General features: G+C 68.5%; 15 protein-coding genes and 2 tRNA genes. 6 read left to right on the plus strand and 11 right to left on the minus strand.

The annotated features are described in order from the left end of the window. Positions 1-183: 183 nt before the first annotated feature. The 3 genes from LC066_RS14295 to LC066_RS14305 are packed head-to-tail and all read right to left on the minus strand — an operon-like array spanning position 184 to position 4926. Positions 184-1875: a sulfatase-like hydrolase/transferase gene (locus tag LC066_RS14295; RefSeq protein ID WP_224900294.1), complete on the minus strand. Its 1692-nt coding sequence runs from the start codon at positions 1873-1875 to the stop codon at positions 184-186. Positions 1876-1932: 57 nt separating this feature from the next. Then, positions 1933-2946, minus strand: a complete 1014-nt coding sequence (locus LC066_RS14300; protein ID WP_224900297.1) for a TAXI family TRAP transporter solute-binding subunit — start codon at positions 2944-2946, stop codon at positions 1933-1935. A gap of 42 nt (positions 2947-2988) precedes the next feature. Continuing rightward, complete coding sequence (locus LC066_RS14305) at positions 2989-4926, minus strand: TRAP transporter permease (RefSeq protein WP_224900300.1); 1938 nt, start codon at positions 4924-4926, stop codon at positions 2989-2991. Between the two features lie 151 nt (positions 4927-5077). On the opposite strand from LC066_RS14305, the gene LC066_RS14310 reads away from it, so the two are divergent. The 4 genes from LC066_RS14310 (at position 5078) to LC066_RS14325 (ending at position 9359) form a co-directional block, all read left to right on the plus strand. Continuing rightward, positions 5078-5860, plus strand: coding sequence for an IclR family transcriptional regulator C-terminal domain-containing protein (locus LC066_RS14310; protein WP_224900303.1), 783 nt, complete (start codon positions 5078-5080; stop codon positions 5858-5860). 84 nt (positions 5861-5944) lie between these two features. Beyond that, entirely contained in the window at positions 5945-6658 is a 714-nt protein-coding gene (locus LC066_RS14315; RefSeq protein ID WP_224900306.1) for a YoaK family protein, read from the plus strand. A gap of 94 nt (positions 6659-6752) precedes the next feature. Beyond that, positions 6753-8177 carry an amidase gene (locus LC066_RS14320; RefSeq protein WP_224900310.1) on the plus strand — a complete coding sequence of 475 codons (1425 nt, stop codon included), beginning with the start codon at positions 6753-6755 and terminating at the stop codon, positions 8175-8177. A gap of 288 nt (positions 8178-8465) precedes the next feature. Beyond that, positions 8466-9359, plus strand: coding sequence for a glucokinase (locus LC066_RS14325; RefSeq protein WP_224900315.1), 894 nt, complete (start codon positions 8466-8468; stop codon positions 9357-9359). Between the two features lie 142 nt (positions 9360-9501). Here the strand turns inward: LC066_RS14325 and LC066_RS14330 are convergent. The 5 genes from LC066_RS14330 to LC066_RS14350 form a co-directional block, all read right to left on the minus strand. After that, a tRNA-Glu gene (locus LC066_RS14330) sits at positions 9502-9576 on the minus strand. A 104-nt stretch (positions 9577-9680) separates the two neighbouring features. After that, a tRNA-Glu gene (locus LC066_RS14335) sits at positions 9681-9755 on the minus strand. A gap of 127 nt (positions 9756-9882) precedes the next feature. Next, positions 9883-11628: a single-stranded-DNA-specific exonuclease RecJ gene (gene recJ, locus LC066_RS14340; protein ID WP_224900318.1), complete on the minus strand. Its 1746-nt coding sequence runs from the start codon at positions 11626-11628 to the stop codon at positions 9883-9885. Positions 11629-11724: 96 nt separating this feature from the next. Then, a complete protein-coding gene (locus tag LC066_RS14345; RefSeq protein WP_224900321.1) occupies positions 11725-13026 on the minus strand; it encodes a homoserine dehydrogenase in 1302 nt (433 codons plus the stop codon). A 133-nt stretch (positions 13027-13159) separates the two neighbouring features. Then, positions 13160-13441, minus strand: a complete 282-nt coding sequence (locus LC066_RS14350) for a hypothetical protein (protein WP_224900324.1) — start codon at positions 13439-13441, stop codon at positions 13160-13162. Between the two features lie 138 nt (positions 13442-13579). Between LC066_RS14350 and LC066_RS14355 the strand changes: the two genes are divergently transcribed. Together LC066_RS14355 and LC066_RS14360 are read left to right on the plus strand one after the other, a co-directional pair. Then, positions 13580-14167 (plus strand): TetR/AcrR family transcriptional regulator, encoded by a 588-nt coding sequence (locus LC066_RS14355; protein WP_224900327.1) that lies wholly within the window; start codon positions 13580-13582, stop codon positions 14165-14167. Positions 14168-14262: 95 nt separating this feature from the next. Then, positions 14263-14760, plus strand: a complete 498-nt coding sequence (locus LC066_RS14360) for a hypothetical protein (protein WP_224900330.1) — start codon at positions 14263-14265, stop codon at positions 14758-14760. Between the two features lie 55 nt (positions 14761-14815). On the opposite strand, the gene LC066_RS14365 is transcribed toward LC066_RS14360, so the two are convergent. From LC066_RS14365 to LC066_RS14375, 3 genes are read right to left on the minus strand one after another with little or no spacing between them, the layout of a single operon-like run. Beyond that, on the minus strand, positions 14816-15376 hold the full coding sequence (locus LC066_RS14365; protein WP_224900333.1) for a TadE/TadG family type IV pilus assembly protein: 561 nt from the start codon (positions 15374-15376) through the stop codon (positions 14816-14818). After that, positions 15373-15927, minus strand: coding sequence for a TadE/TadG family type IV pilus assembly protein (locus tag LC066_RS14370; RefSeq protein ID WP_222478733.1), 555 nt, complete (start codon positions 15925-15927; stop codon positions 15373-15375). Before LC066_RS14370 ends, LC066_RS14365 begins: the two co-directional genes overlap by 4 nt. 2 nt (positions 15928-15929) lie before the next feature. Beyond that, on the minus strand, positions 15930-17345 hold the full coding sequence (locus LC066_RS14375) for a Tad domain-containing protein (protein ID WP_224900336.1): 1416 nt from the start codon (positions 17343-17345) through the stop codon (positions 15930-15932). Between the last annotated feature and the right edge of the window lie 8 nt (positions 17346-17353).

Here is a 17353-nt window from a genome sequence, read left to right on the forward strand (position 1 = left end):
GCGGTGGCACCGCCTTGATTGTTCAAAGATATGCGCGGCCGCGGCCGGGACTATGGCGCCCTGGCTCATGACGGCCATGGGCCACGGGACAGAAAGACCGGGGGACAGAAAGACCGTGGAACGGAAGAGGCCGGCGCCCCGAAGGGGACACCGGCCTTGCAGTTCACTGACCTTGCGGAGGCGTCAGTCGCTTGGCGTGGTCGCGCCCCGGCGGCGGTCGGGTACCTTGCGATCGCGGTATTTCACCGTCAGCTCCAGCGGCACGTCGTTCTCATCATAGATGCCGATCATCACCCCGCGCCGGCCGGACTTCGAGCGCATCGCCTCCAGCTGTTCGGCGCTGCGGGTGGTACGCTGCGCGGTGCGCCGCGCCCAGCGGAAGAGCTTGTCGTACATCATCGCGACCACCTCGGCATGGGCCGGATCGTCTCCCAGATCGACCAACTCGTCCGGGTCGCTTTCCATGTCGAAGAGGATCGGGCGGAAGCCACCCTCGAAATGCACCAGCTTCCAGCGGTCGTCGGCCACCATGAACATCACGGCGTCGCGCACCGACAGGCCGAAGCGGGCAGCGATAGGAGAGGCCGAATAGTCGTACTCGCAGATCACGAAGTCCCGCCTGGTGTCGGTGGTCTGCCCGTGCAGCAGGGGCAGCAGGCTTTCCCCTTCGAGGATGTGATCGGGCACCTTTCCGCCCGCCACCTCGACAAAGGTCGGCGCCAGGTCGATACATTCCACCAGAGCGTCCGACACGGTGCCACGGGTGGCATCGGCGGCGGGCGCGGGGTCGTAGACGATCATCGGCACCTTCACCGAGGCGTTCTGGAAGAACATCTTCTCGCCCATCCAGTGATCGCCCAGGAAATCCCCGTGGTCGGAGGTGACGACGATCATCGTGTCCTCCATTCGGCCCGTCCGTTCGAGGTGGTCGAACAGCTCTCCCATCTGGTCGTCGCATTGCTTGATCAGGCCCATGTAGGCCTGCACCACCGGGTTGCGGACCTCATCGCGTGAGAAGGCCTTGCCCACGGGGGCGTCCATGAAGGCCTTCATCACCTCATGCGCCTCTTCGTATTCGGCCTGGCTGCGGATCGCGGGGATCACGTCGGACGGGCCGAACATATCGTAGTAGGGGGCGGGCACCACGTAGGGCCAGTGCGGCTTGATGTAGCTGAGGTGACAGCACCAGGGCCCGGCCCCGCTGGCCTGAGCCTGGTCGATCCACTCGATCGCGCGGCGGGTCAGGTAGGGGGTCTCGCTGTCCTCCTCGGCGATGTTCGCCTCCTGGTCGGAGTTCTTCAGGAACCAGCCGGACAGCACGTTGCCCTCGGTGTCGCGGCCCGAATTGGCGAAGTCGTGCCAGGGGTTGTCGCTGTCGTAGCCCTTGGCGCGCAGATACTCGTTGTAGCGAGCCGCGCCGCCTTCGTCGTAAAGGCCGTCGGGGCCTTCGGGGCGCATGCCGTCATCGCGTTCGACCACGTCGAAGCCGCATTCGGCGACGCGCACGCCGATCAGGCTGTCGGGCTCGATCCCCAGCCGGGCCATGCCCTCGGCATCGGCGCGCATGTGGGTCTTGCCGATCAGGTGGCAGGACATGCCGGCCGCGCGCAGATGGTCGCCCATGGTCAGCTCGCCCACCTTCAGGGGGATGCCGTTCCAGCTGGCGCCGTGGGAATGCACGTAACGCCCGGTGTAGGTCGACATCCGCGACGAGCCGCAGATCGGCGACTGGATATAGGCCCGGTCGAACCGCACGCCCTTCGCCGCCAGCCGGTCCAGGTTCGGTGTCTTCAGATGCGGATGGCCGTAACAGCTGAGGTAATCCCACCGCAGCTGGTCGAACATGATGAAGAGGATATTGCGGGTCTCGGGCACGTCTTCGTCCTTCGTCTGGGGCGCCCGGCCCCCTGCGCGGGGGCCGGGCCGTCGGTGTCACTCTGCGGGGCGCAGCGCGTCGGGGATCGTCATGCCGATCTCCTCGTAATAGCGCAGGGCGCCGGGGTGCAGCGGCAGGTTCAGGTCCTGCAGGGCGTTCTCCTGCTGGATGTTGCGCAGCCAGGGGGCGTTTTCCTGCATCTCGGCCACGCCCTCCCAGAAGGCCTTGGTGATCTCGTAGACCGCATCGGCCGGCACGTGCTGCCCGGCGCCGATGCCGACGGTGGAGCCAAGGGTCTGTACCGCCGCCTCGTTCACCTGGTTGTCGCCGTAGGTGCCGGCCTCGATGGTGCCGAGGGTGCCGCCAGGACGGTTCAGGATCGCCTGCACGGGGGCTTTCGCCATCTGCTCTTCAGTCAGGCCGAGGAAGCGGATCTCGCGCCCCAGGGCGAATTGCTGGATGACGGGCGAGGGCGCGTTGGTGGAGTTCACGTAGACGTCCAGCCGGCCATCCTGGAAGGCCTGCGCGGCGGCGTCCCAGCCCAGGCGGGCCTGTTCGAAGTCCTCGCCCGGGACAAGCCCCGTGGCCCCTTCGACCACGCGCTGCATGATCGTCGTGGCGCCGCCGCCCGGCGGGCCGAGGAAGACGGTCTTGCCCGCCAGATCGTCCAGCGAGGTGATGCCGGAATCCGCGTAGGTGGTGATGTGGTAGAGGCCCAGCGGGAAGGCGAAGACGGCGCGCAGGTTGCCGCTCAGCTCCGGCGCCTGGGGCACCTTGGCGTACATCGCTGCGCCCTCCTGCATGAAGGCATGAACGCTGGCCGACCACATGAAGAAGTCCAGCTGGCCAGCGCCTGCTTCCAGCGCGTGCTGGGTGGCCGCGCCGGTGGCGTTGACCTGGATCTCCACGTCATCCAGACGGTCGCCGACGATCTGGGCTGCCGTGCTCATCACCAGGTAGGGTGACGACCCGGGGCCGAGCGTGGCCATGGTGTAGAATTCCTTGGCCTGGGCCACGGGGGCCGTGGCCAGGGCGAGGGTCAGCCCGAGGGCCGCTTTCAGTGTTCTCATGTCTTATCCTCCCTGATCGACGTGAGGTGGTGAGGCAGGGCGCTAGGGCGCCTCTGCGGGGATGGTATCGGCGCGCTCCGGGGCGGGGGCGTCGTCGCTGTCGCGCAGGCGGCCCTGCCAGTCGCGCCAGATCAGCGCCAGCGCTAGGAGGGTGCAGGCGGCCTCGACCCAGATCATCGGCACCAGCACGCCCAAGCCCAGGGCAAAGCGCAGGCCGCGCTCCGGAGCGCCCAGCCGGGCCGAGGCAAAGCCCGAGAACCCGGTGGAGAAGAGCCAGATGGTCAGGGCCAGTCGCAGGCAGACCCAGGCCAGACCCGCCCAAGTGAAGCCGGTGACGAGGCTGAGCGAGGGGTTGTAGACCAGCACGAAGGGAATGATGAACCCGATCAGCGCGATGCGGCAGGCGTCCACGCCGATGGCCACCGGGTTGGCCTTCGCGATCGGCGCGGCGGCGAAGGCCGCGATGGCCACGGGGGGCGTGATCGAACTCAGCACCCCGAAGTAGACGACGAAGAGGTGCGCGATGACCACCGGCACGCCCATCATCTGAATGGCCGGGCCCATGACCAGGATCACGATCAGGTAGGCTGGCACCGTGGGCATGCCCATGCCCAGCACCAGCGAGCCCAGCATCATCATCACCAGCGACAGGAACAGCGAGTCGCCCGAGATGTCCTGGATGATCCCGGCAAAGCGCAGGCCGAGTCCGGTCATGTTCATCACCCCGATGACGATACCGATGGCGGCCACGGCGATCAGGATCTGCGCCGCGGCCAGCCCGCCCTGGCGCAGCCCCTCCAGGATGACCTGCGGGCTGCGGCGCACCTCGGGGTTCAGAACGAAGCCCAGCCCGATGGCCGAGATCACCGCCCAGAAGCCCGCCATGGCGGGCGAGCGGCCGGAGATCATGATGGCCAGCATCAGCGCCAGCGGCAGCAGGAAGCACAGCGACATGCGCCAGTCATGCCCCGTCAGCACCGGCAGTTCGCGCCGGGGGATGGGGCGGATGTCGCGCGACACCGCCTCCAGGTGGACGGCGACGAAAAGCGAGGCGTAGTAGAACAGCGCCGGCAGCAGGGCGGCGAGGCAGATGGTCAGGTAGGGGATGCCGGTCACGTCTGACATGATGAAGGCCACCGCGCCCATGATTGGTGGCATGAACTGCCCGCCGGAGGAGGCCGCGGCCTCCACGCCCCCGGCGTAGCGCGCCGGGAAGCCGCGTTTGACGATCATCGGGATGGTCATCACCCCGGTGCCCACCACGTTGCCGGAGACGGAGCCCGACATGGTGCCAAAGACCCCGCTGGCCGCGATGGCCGCATGGGCCGGCCCGCCCCGCATCCGCCCCGTGGCGGCGAAGGCGAAACGCAGCAGCACGGGGCCCGCGCCGACGGCTTCCAGGATGGCGCCGAAGACGATGAAGACCAAGATCAGCGTGGTGACCACCGATAGGGGCCGCCCGAAGACGCCGTCGAAGGAATACCAGATCACCTGCATCACCTGCTGCAGGGAATAGCCGCCATGTTCGAAGATCCAGGGCAGGTAGCGCCCGTAAAGCGCATAGGCCACCGCCAGCAGGCAGACGACCACCAGCGGCAGGCCGAAGGCGCGGCGGGTCAGTTCCATCAGCACGACGACCCCGGCGACGCCGGTGGCGATATCGGAGGGCTGGAAGAAGTAGAGGCCGATTTCCAGCGCCTCGCCGATGGCCGCGTAGCGCTGCATGGCTACGCCCAGGGCCGCCAGCAGCATGAGGTCCAGTGCGATCAGCCACGGCTTGCCCTGCTCCAGCCGCAGCTGGATCCGCGACACCAGCAGGACGCAGGCCGCCAGGGTGAAACTGCCGATGCGCAGCAGGGTTTCGCTGGTGCCGCCGAAGCCGGCGATCCAAACCCCGGCCAGCGCCAGCGCCACCGCGCCGATCCAGGCCAGAGACGCCACGGCTCGCCCCAGGGGGCGGGGGTTGGGGGTGCTTTCCATGATGTCCTCCCTTGGCATGTCCTCCCCGACATGCGCTGTCGGGAGGTTCCCTTAAGTCAGTTCGCCTTGAAAGGGAAATGCGGAAGTGTTTCACTTGGTGAAACGCCGGCGGGCCGCCGGCATGTCCCGGACCGGGGCGGGGAGGAGCCGCTTGAAACGTATCGAGAGCCTGCGGCGTGGCCTGGGTGTGATGGACCTGCTGCAGAGCAACGGGCCGCTGAGCCTGGCCGAGCTGGCGCGGCAGAGCGGGCTGGCCAAGGCCACGTTGCTGCGCATCCTGCTGACGCTGGAGGAGGCGGGCCATGCGCGGCGTGGACTGGCCGACGGGCTGTGGCACCCGGGTGCGCGGGGCGTCCATGGACCTGCGCCGGAACGGCGTCTGGCGCAGATCTCCGGCCCGCCGCTGGACCGGCTGTGCCAGAAGGTGCTCTGGCCCTCGGACGTGGGCATCTATGACACGCGCACGATCCGCGTGCTGGAAACCTCGCGCCGCATGTCCCCCTTCCTGGTCAACCGAGTGGTCAACTACGGCATCCATGTCCTGCCCTCGGCCATGGGCCGCGCCATCCTGGCCTGGAGCCCTGAGGCGGAGCGGGAGGCGATCCTGGCCGACCTGCGCAAAAGCGATGAACCGCATGACCGCCTGGCGGCTCATCCCGACAAGGTGGCGCAGCTGATCGAGGAGACACGCGCCCGCGGCTATGCCACGCGCCATCCGGGCTATTTCGTCAACGTCCGGCGGGAGGCGCTGGTGTCCGCCATTGCCGTGCCGGTGCTGTCGCAGGGCCGGGTGATCGCAGCGGTGAATCTGTCCTGGGTCCTCAGCGCTCAGTCGGAGGCCGAGTTCGCCGCCGCCCACCTGGAGGCCCTGCGCGATGTCGCGCGGGAGATCGCGACCGCCTGGGAGGACGGGCAGGGGGCGCCGGCCGGCTGAGCGGCGGAGGCGGCGATTGCACCTGCCGGTGCGGGCGATAGACTGCGCCCGGGTCCGGACGGCGGGCCGCGCAGGGAGTGCACCATGCTGATACATGCCGGAGCCGATCGCAGCGTCTCGGTCGATCTGCGACTGGCGGTCTGGCTGGCCCTGGCTGCGGGCGCCGTGAATGCCGCCGGCTTCCGCGCCCTGGGCTATTTCTCCGCCAACATGACGGGCAACGTGTCGACCCTGTCGGACATGCTGGCGCTGGGCCGGATCGGCACCGCTCTCTGGTTCTTCCTGCTGGTGCTGGCCTTCATCCTGGGGGCTTTCGTGTCAGGCCTGCTGATCGAGGCGGGGCACCGGCGGCGCATCCGGGGCATCTATGCCTTCAGCATCCTGCTGGAGGCGGCGCTTCTGGTGGTGCTGGCGCTGATGGATCTCTACTGGTCCGTGGCCTTCGCCGGGCATGTGATGCTGATCGGTCTCAGCGCGCTGATGGGGTTGCAGAACGCCGCGACGACGCGGATTTCCGACGGTCGGGTGCGCACCAGCCATGTTTCGGGCATTGCCACCGATATCGGGCTGGAACTGGCCGCCCTGGCCAGCCCGGGGGCTGCCCCGCACGACACCCGCCGCCTGGTCGCGGCCCGGCGGGGGTTGCACCTGGCGACCCTGCTGGCCTTCTTCGGCGGTGGTCTGGCAGGCGTCTGGGGCTATGAGATGGCGGGCCCCGTGGTCTTCCTCGCCGTGGCGCTGCTGCTGTTCGCGCTGGCGGTGCCGCAACTGCGGCGCAGCTTTGCCCCCGAGGGCTGAGGCGTCCCGTACTGCCGCGTCGGGTTTTCCTTTTCCTTCCGGTCCCGTTTCCGGCAGCATGGTCGCCATACGTCCCAATGACCGGAGCCGCCCCGTGCCGACACCTGCCTCTTCCCCGATCTCCGATGCGCCCGAGCTCTGCCGCCTGTCCGCCGCCGAGCTGACCGAGGCCTATGCGGCCCGCCACCTGTCCCCGGTCGAGGTGACGCGCGCCGCGCTGGCCCGGGCGGAAGAGGTGCAGGGAAGGTTCAACTCCTTCACCCGGCTGGAGGCGGAAAGCGCCCTGGCCTCGGCCGCCGAGGCCGAGCGGCGCTGGCAGGCTGGCGCGCCCCTGTCGCCCATCGATGGGGTGCCGGGCACGCTGAAGAATCTGGTGGCGGCGAAGGGCTGGCCGCTGACCCATGGCAGCACCTTGCTGGACGCCACGCCGGCGACCGAGGACGCCCCCTGTGTCGCCCGGCTGCGTGCCGCTGGCATGGTTTTCATCGGCCAGACCACCATGCCCGAATTCGGCTGGAAGGCGGTGACGGACAGCACCCGCGACGGGGTGACCCTGAACCCCTGGGATCCGGCGCTGACGCCGGGCGGGTCGTCGGGCGGGGCGGCGGTGGCCGCCGCCACGGGCGCAGGCGTGCTGCATCTCGGCACGGATGGGGGTGGGTCGATCCGCATTCCGGCGGCCTTCACTGGCACATCCGGGATCAAACCCACCTTCGGCCGCGTGCCTGCCGCGCCTCCGTCGCCCTATGGCACCATGGCCCATATCGGCCCCATGGCCCGACGGGTGGAGGACGTGGAGGCGATGCTTTCGGCCCTGTCAGGCCGTGACCGCCGCGACTGGTATCAGGGCGAAGGCGTCCTGCCGCCGCTCGCCCCGGTGACGGCGCGCCCGGAAACCCTGCGCATTGGGGTCTGGTCCACCCCGCCCCGCGGGGCCGTGGATCCGGAGGTCGCCGCCGCTCTCAGGGCTGCGAGCGCCCGCCTTGCGGAGGCCGGCGCCGTCGTGGAGGAGGTGACCCTGCCGATGGCGGAGGAGCTTTACGATATCGCCACCTGCCTGTGGTTCAGCGGCGCCCGTGTCCGGCTGGAAAGCTTTGGCCCGCTGGAGGACCTGCCGCGCGACCGGCTTGACCCGGGACTTCTGGCGGTGGCCGAGCAGGCGGGGGACTGGAGCACCTCCGACTATATCCGCGCCATGGGGCGGCGGGCGGCCTTCGGCGCGCAGATGGATCAGCTGATGGAAGACTATGACCTGCTGATCGCCCCGGGCTGCGCCGTGCTGCCCTTTGCCGCCGGGCAGGAGGTGCCGCCGGGCAGTGGGTTGGCGCGCTGGTACGACTGGGCGGGCTTCAGCTATCCCATCAACCTGTCGCAACAGCCCGCCGCCGTGGTGCCCGCCGGGCTGAGCGAGGCGGGGCTGCCCCTGTCGCTGCAGATCATCGGCGCGCGTGGCGCGGATGCGGAGGTGCTGGCCCTGGCGCGCTGGTGGCAGGATCTGGATCCGGCGCATTGCCCGTGAGTTGGGGCGGGTCGGGGGTTCTGCCCACCTTGAGCCCACGCGGGCTCAATTCCCACCGCGATATTTCCTGCCAGAGAATGGGCTGGGGCGGGCGAAGCTCTGCGGCGGCGCGACGTGGCGAAGATACCGGAGGGCATGCGGTCTGTCCGGATCGGGGAGGACTGCCTTACCACCGCACGGCGATGCGTTGCGAGGTGGCGAAAAACGGCGGTCTGGCGCCGCTTGCCATTGGTTTTACCGCTAACATTGGCTATGCAGCCAGCGACGACAGCTTTCGGCGAGGGAACGATGAAACTGGTTGCTGATGTGGGCGGAACCAACGTGCGCTTCGCGCTGGCCGAAGGGGCGCGGATCCTGCCGCAGACCATCCGGGCCTTCCGCAACGATGATTTCGCCACCTTCTATGCCGCGGCCGATCACTACCTGGCCGAGGCGGCGCCCGGTGCGCTGGACCGGATGTGCGTGGCCGTGGCCGGCCCGGTGACGGGCGATCATGCCCGGCTGACCAACCGCGACTGGTCCTTCCAGATCGAACGGCTGATCGAGAGCTACGCCCCCGAGGCGCGCCTGATCAACGATCTTGAGGCCCTGGGTTACTCCGTGCCGTCCTTGTCGGCGGACGGCGTGCGGATGGTGACCGAGGGCACGCCGGCCTGGGGCAACCAGGCGCTGGTCGCGGGGATCGGCACCGGGTTCAACGTCAGCCCCGTGGTGATCCGTGACGACGGCCCCGTGGTCCCCAAGGCCGAGATGGGCCATGTGCAGCTGGCCACCCGTATCCACGAGGCGGTGTCGGCGCGCGCCAAGGGCGCTGCGCATGGGTTCGAGACGGTTGAACACCTGTTCTCGGGGCGCGGGTTCGAACGGCTTTGGCACCTCTCCACCGGCCGCAGCGAGACGCCCGCCGCGCTGATGGGATCGGGCGACGCTGACCTGGCGGACCACGTGACCTTCTATGCCGGGTTGATGGCGATGCTGGCGCAGGACCTGACCCTGGCCTTTCTGCCGGGGCAGGGGATCCATTTCGCCGGCGGCGTGGCCCGCGCCGTGCTCTCGAACGGCGGCGGTCCGGCCTTTGCCGAGGCCTATGGCCGTCCGCTGGCGCTGGACACCGCCTGGCACGTGCCGGTGAAGCTGATCCTGGATGACACCGCCGCCCTGGCGGGCTGCGCTGCGGCCTGAGGGGCCGGGGCGGGCGTCCGCGAGGGCGCCCCGCCGCGTTCGGGAGCAGCCTTCCGAATGAACTGCCGGAACTTCTCAGACGCACAATACACTTACGGAAATGCGATGCGCGAGGTTGTCGATCTGTGTCTAGGGGAAAAAGTGGTAGCCCGTAGGGGAATCGAACCCCTCTTTCCAGGTTGAAAACCTGGCGTCCTAACCGATAGACGAACGGGCCACGGGGCGGTTCAAGGCGCGGGGCGCTTCGAACCTATGTCGCGCAAGTCGCTGCTGTGCCACCTTATTCCGACCTGACCTCTTTCTGCGAAGAGGGGCGGAGGGTGGTAGCCCGTAGGGGAATCGAACCCCTCTTTCCAGGTTGAAAACCTGGCGTCCTAACCGATAGACGAACGGGCCGCGCTTGGCGTGAGGCGGTTTCTATGAAATGGCGTGTCCCACTGCAAGGGGTTTTTTCACCTGCGGGTGACTTTTTTGGGCCGCCTGCCGCCACCGCGCGCTCCGCGCTGCAAGTCCCTGTTCTGAATTACTTTTCAGAGGCGGGCGCGGCGTCTTCCAGGCGCAGCTGCACGCTGCGGCGGCCGCCCCAGTCGTTGATCTCCAGCCGACCGGCCAGGTGGAAGCTCTGGCCGCCGTGGTTCTCCAGCGCGGGGCCCAGCGGGCCGTCGAAGGCGCCGAAGCTGATGGCCTCGATCCGGCCGCCCATGCCGTCGGAGAAGGCGATCTTCAGGTGGTTCTCCCCGACCCGCTTGGCGAAGGAGATCCGTTGCGCGGGGAAGGCGAAGCGCGGGGCAGGCGCGGCGGCGCCATAAGGGCCGGCGGCCTCCAGTTGGGCCACCAGTTCCGGGGTCGCGGCGCCGGGCATCAGCAGTCCGTCGACCTTCAGATCCGCCGGGCCGGCGGTGCCCGCGCCTTGTTTCTCCAAAAGCTCGGTCAGTCGCGCCATGGCCGGTTCCAACTGCTCGCGCATCACGGTCAGCCCCGCCGCCATCTTGTGCCCGCCGCCCTTCACCAGCAGCCCTTCGGCGGCCAGCTTCTGGATCGAGGCGCCCAGGTCGACGCCGGAGACGGAGCGGCCCGAGCCCTTGCCCTCGTCCCCGTCGAAGCCGATGACGACGGCGGGGCGGTTGGTGGCCTCCTTCAGGCGCGAGGCGACGATGCCGACGACGCCGGGGTGCCAGCCTTCGCCCGCCGCCCAGACCAGCGGGGCGTCCAGCCCGCGGGCCTCGGCCTGGGCCATGGCGTAGGCGCGTACCTCGGCCTCGATTTCGCGCCGTTCGGTGTTCAGCGCGTCGAGGCGTTCGGCCATGGCCTTGGCCTCCAACGGGTTGTCGGTGGCCAGGAGGCGCGCGCCCAGGTCTGCGGCCCCGATGCGGCCGCCGGCGTTGACCCGGGGACCCAGCAGGAAGCCCAGGTGATAGGCCGCCGGTGCCGTGGTCAGGCGCGCCACGTCCGACAGGGCGACCAGCCCGGGGCGTTCGCGCCGCGCCATGATCTTCAGCCCCTGGCGGACCAGCGCGCGGTTCACCCCCAGCAGGGGCGCCACGTCGGCCACGGTGGCCAGGGCCACCAGGTCCAGCATCCCCATCAGGTCCGGCCCCGCCGTCCCGTCCGCGCGCATCTGGCGGTTCGCCTCCACCAGCATCAGGAAGACCACGGCGGCGGCACACAGATGCGCCAGCGCCCCGTCCTCGTCCTGGCGGTTGGGGTTCACCACGGCCACGCAGTCGGGCAGGGTTTCACCGCCCAGGTGGTGGTCGAGGATCACCACGTCACATCCCGCCGCCGCAACGGGTTCGTGGCTGAGCGTGCCGCAGTCGACGCAGAGGATCAGGTCGTGATTGTGCCCCAGCTCCTGCATGGCGGGCACGTTGGGGCCATAGCCCTCGTCGATGCGATCGGGGATGTAGAGGGTTGCCTGCCGGCCCATGGCGCGCAACCAGTCGATCAGCAGGGCGGCGGAAGAGCCGCCATCGACGTCGTAGTCGGCGAAGATGGCGATGCGTTCGCGGCCCTTCACCGCGCGCAGGAAGCGGGCAGCGGCGGTTTCCATGTCCTGCAGGCTGCGCGGGTCGGGCAGCAGCGCGCCCAGTTTCGGGTCGAGGAAGGCCTCGGTCTGGCCGGGTTCGACGCCGCGCCGGGCCAGCACGCGGGCCAGCGGATCGGGCAGGTGATCGGTCTGCACGATGGCTTCGGACAGGCGCTCGATCTCCGGCCCCGGGCCGACCCAGCGTCGGCCGGTGAGGGAGCTTGAGACGTCGAGAAAATCCATGTCCAGGCCTTCCGCAGCGGAGGTCGCGCCCTGCGCCTGGTCACCGGGGGCGGGCAGTGCCCCGCGCTCCGGCGTGGGTCCAGGCGCAGGGGTGGGTCAGACGGTTTCGATACGCAGGGCGACCGGTTCGCCCTCGACCACGCCGGTCCCGGCCATTCCGGTGATCGCCAGGTCCAGGGCCGCGCGCGGGGTCTTGTGGGTGACGATCAGCACAGGCGCGCCGGCGCCTTCGTGATCGTACTGGCGCATGCGGTGGATCGAAACGCCGGATTCGCCCAGCACAGAGGCCACCTTGGCCAGCGCGCCCGGCTTGTCCTGCAGCGTCAGGCGCAGGTAGTAGGGGGCGGGCGTGTTGGACTGGGCGCCGTCGACTTCGCGCAGGGTCCCGGCCGGCTGGCCGAAGACCGGCAGGCGGAAGCCGCGCGCCACATCGCAGATGTCCGACAGCACGGCCGAGGCGGTCGGGCCTTCGCCCGCGCCCGCGCCGCGCAGCACGATCTGGCCCACGGCGTCGCCTTCCAGCACGACCATGTTGGTGCCGCCGTCCAGCTGACCCAGGGGGCTGCTGGCGGGCACCAGGCAGGGCGCCATGCGCTGTTCCAGGCCGCGGCCGGTCATCTGGCTGACGCCAAGAAGCTTGATCTTGAACCCCATGTCGGCGGCGGCGCGGATGTCGTCCAGGGTGATGCGCTGGATCCCCTCCAGCTCCATCTTGTCGAAGGCGACGCGGGTGCCGAAGGCCACCGAGGCCAGCAGCGCCAGCTTGTGGCCCGCGTCGATGCCACCCACGTCGAGGTTCGGATCGGCCTCCAGGTAGCCCAGCTTGTTGGCCTCCTCGAAGAGGGTGTTGTAGCCCGAGCCGGTCGCCTCCATCCGCGTCAGGATGTAGTTGCAGGTGCCGTTCATCACGCCCATGACGCGGGTGATGTTGTTGCCTGCCAGGCCTTCGGTCAGCGCCTTGACCACCGGGATGCCGCCCGCGACGGCGGCCTCGAAGCGGATCACGCGGCCCGCGCCCTCGGCCGTCTCGGCCAGTTCCTGGCCGTGGATCGCCAGCATCGCCTTGTTGGCGGTCACCACGTCCTTGCCGGCGGCCAGCGCCGCTTCGGTCGCGGCCTTGGCGGGCCCGTCGGAACCGCCCATCAGTTCCACGAAGATGTCGACGTCATCGCGCTGTGCCAGGGCGACGGGATCGTCTTCCCAGGCGTAGTCGTCCAGCGACACGCCACGGTCCTTGCTGCGATTGCGGGCGGAAACGGCGGTGACGGTGATCTCGCGCCCGGTGCGGGCGGTCAGCATCGCGGCCTCCTTGCGCAGGATCTTCAACACGCCGATGCCGACGGTGCCGAGGCCGGCAATCCCCAGTCGCAGGGGTTGAGGGCGCAAGCTGTCGCTCATGTGGTCTCTCCAGAATTCGTGCAAGGCTATTGCTGCAAGGGCCTACCGCCTTCGCGGTGACCTTGCAACGCGACTCTGCGCCTGTCGGCCCAGACAGGCCCTGTCGGGGACCGCGCAGGCGGCGGAGGCGATGTCAGGTGTCGAATTCCCGGGCGCGCAGGGCGTCGGCGCGGCGGCGCAGCAGGGCGGCACGGGCGGCCAGCGCGGCCTCGGGGTTGCTCTGTGGTTCCGCGGCCTCGGGCGCCTTGGCCAGCAGCTCCGCCGTGGCCATAAGGTCGGGGTAGGGCAGATCCGCGGCTGCGGCCTCCTGGCGGGCAACACCCGGGGTGCGGGTGCAGGCCGTGGCGGAGACGAGCAGGACCGCCGCGGTGGCGGTCAGCAGGCAGCGGGGGAGGGCAGCGGGACGACGGGTCATGGCCAAGAAGTGCCCCAGGGCGCGGGTCTTGGCAAGCCTCGGCTGCGGGCGCGGGCAGCTTTGCCGTCGCGCCGGGCGCCCGGAGCCTCTGCGGCCGGTTTTCCCTTGCCGGGTCCGCACGGCGGGGTAGAAGGGGGCATGACCCGAACCGTCGGATCCACCGCCGCCGACACCGGCGCCCGGCTGCGCCAGGCGGCGCTGCACCTTTTTGCGCGCCATGGATATGCCGCCGTCTCCATGCGCCAGATTGCCGCCGAGATCGGCGTTCAGGTCGGCGGGCTCTACAATCACATCCCCGACAAGCAGACCCTGCTGTTCCGCCTGCTGTCGGAACACATGGCCGAGCTGCTGGAAGCGGTGGAGGCGGCCGAGATCCCGGCGGAGCCGCTGCCGGCGCTGGAGGCCTTCACCCGCTTCCACATCCGCCACCACGCGGCCCGGCCCGAGCAGGTCTTCATTTCCTACATGGAGCTGCGCAACCTCAGCCCCGAAAACTTCGCCCTGCTGGAGGCGCAGCGCCAGGACTACGAGGCCCGGCTGAGTGCCATCCTCGAACGTGGCGCGGCTGCGGGCGTCATGCAGGTGGAGGATGCGCGCATGGCGACCATGGCGATCATCGCCATGCTGACCGGGGTGAACACCTGGTTCCGGGAAACGGGCCGGCTGAGCCTGGGGCAGGTCGAGGAAGTCTATTGGGGCATGGTCCGCCGCATGGTGGCGGCCTGAGCCACGCCGGCCCGGAAAGCGACCCGGAAACCGGGTCGTCAACGGGCTGCAAGCCGCGTAGAAGCGGCGAAACAGCTGCAAAGAGGAAAACCCACGTGGAGCCATCCCAGCAAAGCCCCGTCCTGGCCAGCCTCGCCGTCGGCGCGGGGCGCAAGTATGTCGGCCTTCTGGTCACCGGCGCCCTGGCCGTGGCCCTGGCCTGGCTGGCCCTGTCGCCGCAGCCCGCGCCCTTCGGGATGCGCCTGCTGCTGCTGGCCCTGGCGGCTGCGGAAAGCGTCGTGACCTGGCGCCTTTATCGCGCGACGCAGCTGCGGCTGGAGTTGACCGAGGCGGGCCTGCGCGACAGCTCCGGCGAGATGCTGGCGGCGATGGAGGAAATCGCGGCGGTGGATCGCGGCCTTTTCGCCTTCAAGCCCTCGAACGGTTTCCTGCTGCGGCTGAAGACGCCGGGGCGGCGCCGGTTCCGCCCCGGGCTCTACTGGCAGTTCGGGCGCCGTCTGGGCGTCGGGGGGCTGGTGCATGGGGCCGAGGCCAAGCAGATGGCCGATACCCTGGCGCTGATCCTGGCGCAGCGGGACGGCGAGGCGGACTAACGCCGGCCAACCGGGCGACGGCTGAGGGCGCGCTTTGCCGCTGGATGCGGACACGTCACGAGGTGGTGTCGGCGTACCTCAGCACGGGTGCGAAGCGTGGGCGCGTGTAGACGAAGCTGTGCAGGTCGATGTCGTTCAATTCGAGGATCGAGAAGCTCATCTTGTAGGTATACCAGGTTTCGACCAGGATCAGCTCATCCATGTCGGCCACCAACGGCAGGCGGTCGTCCCAGTCGGACACGTCGCTGGTCTTCAGGCGTTGCTGGTCGCCCCGGGCCCGCGACCAGACCACTTCGTAGCGTTCCCGATCCGCGTTGTACTTGATCGAGCTGACGCGCACGGCATTGTCGCGTTCGACCGCCATGAGGTAATCGAACAGCTTCTTGGTGTTGTCGATATAGGTCGGCGTGATGTTCTCGGTCTCCCGCGCGAGCATGTCCGAGATCACGTAGGCGGCCTTCTGGTGCTGCGTGTTCACGCGGTACATGTCGAAGAAGACGAACATCGCCACGTAGGTCCAGACGACCAGCGGGAACATGATCAGGAATTCGACGGTGACGACCCCGTCCTCGTCGCGCCGGAAACGGCGAAGATATGCGCGCAGCCCCTGCATCATGGTTCGTTCACGTAGGCGGAAATGGCAAACATGATCGCGTCCCCGTTGGCATCCTTGCCGAAGTTGCGGCCCAGGCCGGCATTGGGGAAGATCGGCGTGAACTTGAGGCAGGCGCGCAGCAGCATCAGCTCGTTGGCCTGACCATTGGTGAAGGTGCGCACCGGGTTCACCTCCTCGGCGCGGTCGACGCAGTCCAGGCCGTCGGGCAGCGTGGAATAGGACCGCAGGTCGATCGGCATCATCTCCAGCTTCAGCGCATTGTCGCAGTCGGGCAGGTAGCCGCCGGAATAGTCGCAGATCAGCTCCTTGATCGTGTCATGGTCCACGTCTTCGGTCAGGCCGATCTGCAGGTCGCGCACCACCAGGTTGAGCCCCTGTTCCAGCAGCGTCTGCCGCACGGTCAGCATGCCCAGTTCGACCGTCGACATGAACATGGTCACGAAGATCGGGAACAGGATGACGAATTCGACCGTCACGTTGCCGTCCTCGCGCCGGCGGAAGCGGCGGAGGTTCAGGCGCAGGCGCCGCAGGATATGGGAGGGGCGGGCCATTCTCAGTTCGTCAGGTGCAGCGCGTTGAGCTGGCGGGCGATGGAGGCGAAGGCCTCCTGGATCTCCAGACCTTCGACCCGGTAGAAGTGCGCAGGCGAAGAGGCGCATTCCTCCATCTCGTTGGCGCCGCTGTTCGAGACCTCGAAGCCGATGGTCCAGATGATGACGCCCTTTTCCTTGGCCGCGTCACAGACGCGTTGCAGGTAGGTGTTGCCCTGATTGTAGGTGTAGGCGTCTTCGTAGAAGTAATCGTCGAGGCTGTAGCTCATGTCGTTGGTCACGTTGAACAGCGGGTTGCGGGCCCAGAAGGCCCGCATGTCAGGCGTCTCGTAGACCTCCGGCTTCAGGCGGCGGGTCCGCACGTTCACGCCGTCGGTCATCAGCACGATGGTCTTCAGGGCGCCCGCGCCCCAATTCTGGGGGCGCCCGTCGAAGTCCTGATCAACCAGCCCGTCGTCAACCATGTCGGCGATCACCGGCTGGAAGGCCGGGTCGAGCAGGCCGGCGGCCCATTTCATGCCCAGGTGGATCGAGGTGTTCTGGCGCGGGCGCATGTCGCTGATCTGGTCCTTCAGCGCCGTGGCGTTCTGGCTGAAGGGCGTGATCCGCTCATAGCTCTCCTGCGGGCAGCCGGGGTCACTGATCAGACCGCTGCTGCTGTACGAGCCGACGGAGAAATGCGGGAACTGGATATGGAAGCTGGTGGGGGAGATCTCGGTCGTGTCGAAGTCGGCCGAGTTGAATTCCATGCAATGAGAATAGCCCTGCAACTGCAGCACGTTGAGACGGCTGAGAATCTCGGGACCTGCGTTCACCTGGCTGGTGTAGGGCACGATCGAAAGCGACACGGTACCAAGGGTGTCCTCGGAAATCACGGTGTCGACGAATTCCTTGGCCGCGTCACGCATCCGCGAGATCCGCTGGTTCGACCGCATGGAGCCGGAGATGTCGAGAACCAAGGACACCTCTGCGTCACCTATGGATTCCTCGGCCGTGCCGCCGACGTTCACGTCGATGGTGGGCTGACCCACGGCGGCCAGGAACCGGGTTCGCATCGGGTTCTTGGCGACGGCTGAAACGGTGCGATAGCCGCGCCCGGCGTCAACGGTCACCGACTGCAGGTAGTCGCTCATGCCGGCCTTGGCGAAATAGTCGCGGACCACCGCTTCGGGGTCGAGATCGTTTTTGGTGTTGGCCGCGGCCAGCACGGCCCGGTCCAAGGTCGACTGCAGCTTGGCGCGTTCGTATTCGTGGCGCATGAAATCGACGCCCATGCCGCCCAGAAGAAGCGTGACCAGCAGGAAGAACACGACAAGCGGGATCATCGCACCCGATTCGGAGCGCCCGAAGGAATGCAGCCTTTGGCGCAGTCGTGCCGCGACGCGGCTGTCGCAAAGCGATGTCGCAAGGTCGAACATGGTCATTT

Origin of the sequence: Pseudooceanicola marinus (assembly GCF_020177265.1) — a bacterium.
Taxonomy (GTDB): Bacteria; Pseudomonadota; Alphaproteobacteria; order Rhodobacterales; family Rhodobacteraceae; genus Pseudooceanicola; species Pseudooceanicola marinus_A.